Here is a 3,206-nt window from a genome sequence, read left to right as displayed (position 1 = left end):
TACGTGCTCGAGCGCATCGCCGACTATCCGGCTAACCGCGTCGACGAACTGCTCCCGTGGAACGTCGCATCATCGCTGCCGCCTACTGCTCGCGTCGAGCCCATCCGATAGCGGCGTAGAGCTCCGCGGTCAACAACCTGCACTACGGTACTGCTCGGGCGCTTACTTCGCTCTTTTGCGGTTGCTGACCGTTCGCCTGAACCAAGGCCTCGAGCTTTTTTAGGTACGCATTCTCCATCCGTAGGCTGTTCAGCTCATCGATCAGGTCCTGGCGGCTGCGATCGTGATCGAAATTCTGTTGCTTGGTTTGGTCAGAGGGTGTCGGTGACATCGTCTTGAGGCGCTCGCCGGACACTCGACCGAGTGCTTTCGGACCGCCTTGATTGAATTTATCTTCCCACTCGCCGATCACGTTGAAGCGACGGATATTGAACAGGGCTGCAGTTTGTCGCTGCGACAAGCCTTCGTCACGCATCCGCTTCAGGACCGAAAGTTTGAATTCAGCGCTGAAATTCGTGGGAGCCCGCTTCTTCGTCCGCACGCCTTCCTCACCATGAGTGCGATAGCCGGCAATCCATTGCCGCAGCGATGAAACATTGACGCCATGCCGTTGAGCAACAGCTTTTAGGCCGGCCTCACCGGAACAGTAATCTCTGACGGCCGCCAGCTTGGTTTGGTCCGTGTATTTTCCCATAGCCCCTTCAGGTCGGGGTCCAACCTTCGGGGTTCAGTTCACATCTGATGGGAATCAGATTGCCGGTGCCGCGCCCTCATGAACAGACGGTACGTGTCGAGCGCTTACTGATCAACACAGACTCCTCCACGACATCACTATCATGCCTCACGCCCCCGCGAAAAGGTAAACGGTCGGGCCGAGCCGCTTACTTAATTCTTGCGCGTACGTGCGATGGGGATGGGCGCGACCCGCTGCGTTCGACATGGCTGACTGGCTCCGTCAATCTAAACGCGCCCATCATGTATTGGAAAAATCAGCACGGGGAAACGGTCGGCCCGAGCCGCTTACCTTGAGCACGAACAGGATGCCGTTCAATGCTGCCCGATTCGGAACCGGAAACCGTCCTGGATTCGTCGTTCGCCGCGGTTTCGGCGGCGGGAGCAATGGCTCGACGAGTATCCACAATTCGTCATGAATGATCGGCTCTTGCATCCCTCATGATCCCGTTGCTCAGATCCTTGAGGTTAATAGGTCGCCGGCGAAGTTAATAGCTCCTCGAGGGTCTTTTTGAACTGGCCTCTTACGGTGCATCGATGTGGTTGCGGATGGGAGCGTCCATCCTATTAACGCCGGATCTATATTCACCTGGAGTTTTGTCTATTCGATCCGGATCACTGTCATTGTATATTTTAAACATTGAAAGATCGGAGCGATCTTTCAATGGAGTTTGAAGATCGCGATATGGAATATCTGGATTTTTCGGATTAGGTAACCACATTCTCCCCTTATACCAAAGATCCATTGGGTAAGAAACATCAACTCCATTTGTCAAAAAAACCCAAAACATATCGCCAATTCTTGATCTTGGCTGCCGGAAGTGGCCCGTATTATTGTTCAAAAAATATATTTTACCTTCTTCTGCATAACCTCTTCCGGCATAGGTTGGCCAGCTGTTTGAAACAAGCGAGCCATGGTGAAATCTACCATAACCTGTCAATTCGTCGTCTATATCCGATGCATAAATCCCAGATTCATTAATTACAAACCTGAAATTGCCAGTATCTGCCATAGCTCCGCTCAGACGCCTCCAGCGCACTGTTCCATCTTTTAAAATACGCATACGATAATCTTCTATATTGGTCGGAAGGAAAGCTCGCTCTCTCAAATCAAGTTCATATTCCTTGCGAACCACGGTTAATTCCCCATATCTGCCCGGGCCGGGCGGATCATACTTCGAAGTGGTCACGACCACGCCTTTTCCGTCAACCCCCGAGCCATCGCCAGATCCAGAAGTCGGTACATCGAGCTCATTATCGCTCTGCAGATGCTTTTGGATCGTAGGCGCACACGCCCCGGAACCGCAACTGATGGCCTGCGCCGACGTCACATCATGCGTCGGTTCATGCGGTATCTCGGGCGCATGCTCGCCCTGATGAACCGCCGCCTCCGCGTTCACTGGCTGCGCCTCCTTCAGCATCCCGCCGTCTTGTGCATGACCAGCAAGTTCGGGAGCCGTGGCTGCATGCCCATGTTGCGACGCATGCTCGCCCTCAGCGAGCTTAGCCGACGACTGCTTTTCCTGCGCTTGCACCGCGTTTGGATCCACCTTCGGCGACAGGGGTTTTTCATCTACCCCCCCTGAAAAATCGGAAGTGCTACTTTCAAAACCAAGCGTCCCCACAGCGCCTTCCTTTGCCGTTACCACTTTGCCGCCCGATTTCACTGCGACCGCACCCTCGTGTCCATACACCGGCACGTCAAGTCCGTGATTCTCTTTCAGCTGCGCCTGCACCACAGGCGCACACGTCCCCGAGTTGCAGCTGATGTCATGCGCAGACGCCACCCCGGACTCGGGATTCCGAGTCCTGACAGCCTCATGTACCGCGTTGATTATCGTCGCCTTGTCGTTCGCGCTGGCCGCACCTTCATGCCCCACCAGATGCACGTGTACCTGATCTTCTGGCGTCACGTTTGACATTTGCTGTTTCAACGCGTCTAGATCTAGATTTCGCGGATCACTTACCACCATCTGATGTGCCCCAGCCGCCTCGGCATAATCCGTCGCCGCCTTCTGCACCACCGGGTCGTGGCCCAATTGCACCACCACGTGTGTACCCGGCTGTTGCGCTAGCTCCATAGAGTCCGTTCTTCCCTGGTCCGACTCAGCCATCTCCGACATCGGCGCCGGCACTGGCTGAGGGTCGACTGCCTTGACTCCTCTCAACAACAGCGATTCGCTTGGCTTCGTGGCGGACTCGGCCACCGTTAAGTCGGGCGTGTTCGTCGACACGTGAGCGCCGTTACTGACCGCCTCCGACTCGCGTGACGCATTCCCTTGCTGCTCGGCCACGCCTGCCCCTCCGCTCACCGGCTCACTTGCATGCGCCGCCGCCGGCTTCGCGTCCGCCTCCGCCTGTTCTTCCTGCGCGTGCGCCCCAGCCGCATTCACCGGGAAGGTGTACTGCGACGTCCCGTTCGCCAGGAACAGCCCCACCTGCGTCGCGCTATGGCTGTCGTTCACCACCGTCGT

3 protein-coding genes and 1 pseudogene are annotated in these 3,206 nt (G+C 56.1%); 1 reads left to right on the top strand and 3 read right to left on the bottom strand.

Annotated elements, in window-relative coordinates; genetic code table 11:
• Nucleotides 1-111 (top strand): transposase domain-containing protein (locus AC0KUR_RS37755; RefSeq protein ID WP_473377373.1); only part of this gene is annotated, 111 nt, incomplete at its 5' end.
• A 31-nt stretch (nt 112-142) separates the two neighbouring features.
• On the opposite strand, the gene AC0KUR_RS37750 is transcribed toward AC0KUR_RS37755, so the two are convergent.
• The 3 genes and pseudogenes from AC0KUR_RS37750 to AC0KUR_RS37740 form a co-directional block, all read right to left on the bottom strand.
• Nucleotides 143-694 (bottom strand): transposase, encoded by a 552-nt coding sequence (locus AC0KUR_RS37750; protein ID WP_473377372.1) that lies wholly within the window; start codon nt 692-694, stop codon nt 143-145.
• A 330-nt stretch (nt 695-1,024) separates the two neighbouring features.
• A pseudogene (locus AC0KUR_RS37745) lies at nt 1,025-1,168 on the bottom strand (transposase); the annotation flags it as partial.
• A gap of 88 nt (nt 1,169-1,256) precedes the next feature.
• Nucleotides 1,257-3,206 (bottom strand): hypothetical protein (locus tag AC0KUR_RS37740; RefSeq protein WP_473377371.1); only part of this gene is annotated, 1,950 nt, incomplete at its 5' end.

This window comes from Burkholderia sp. YHN3-13, from assembly GCF_055810675.1.
Note: the sequence above shows the minus strand (reverse complement) of the source record. Positions and strands in the feature narration are given on the sequence as shown.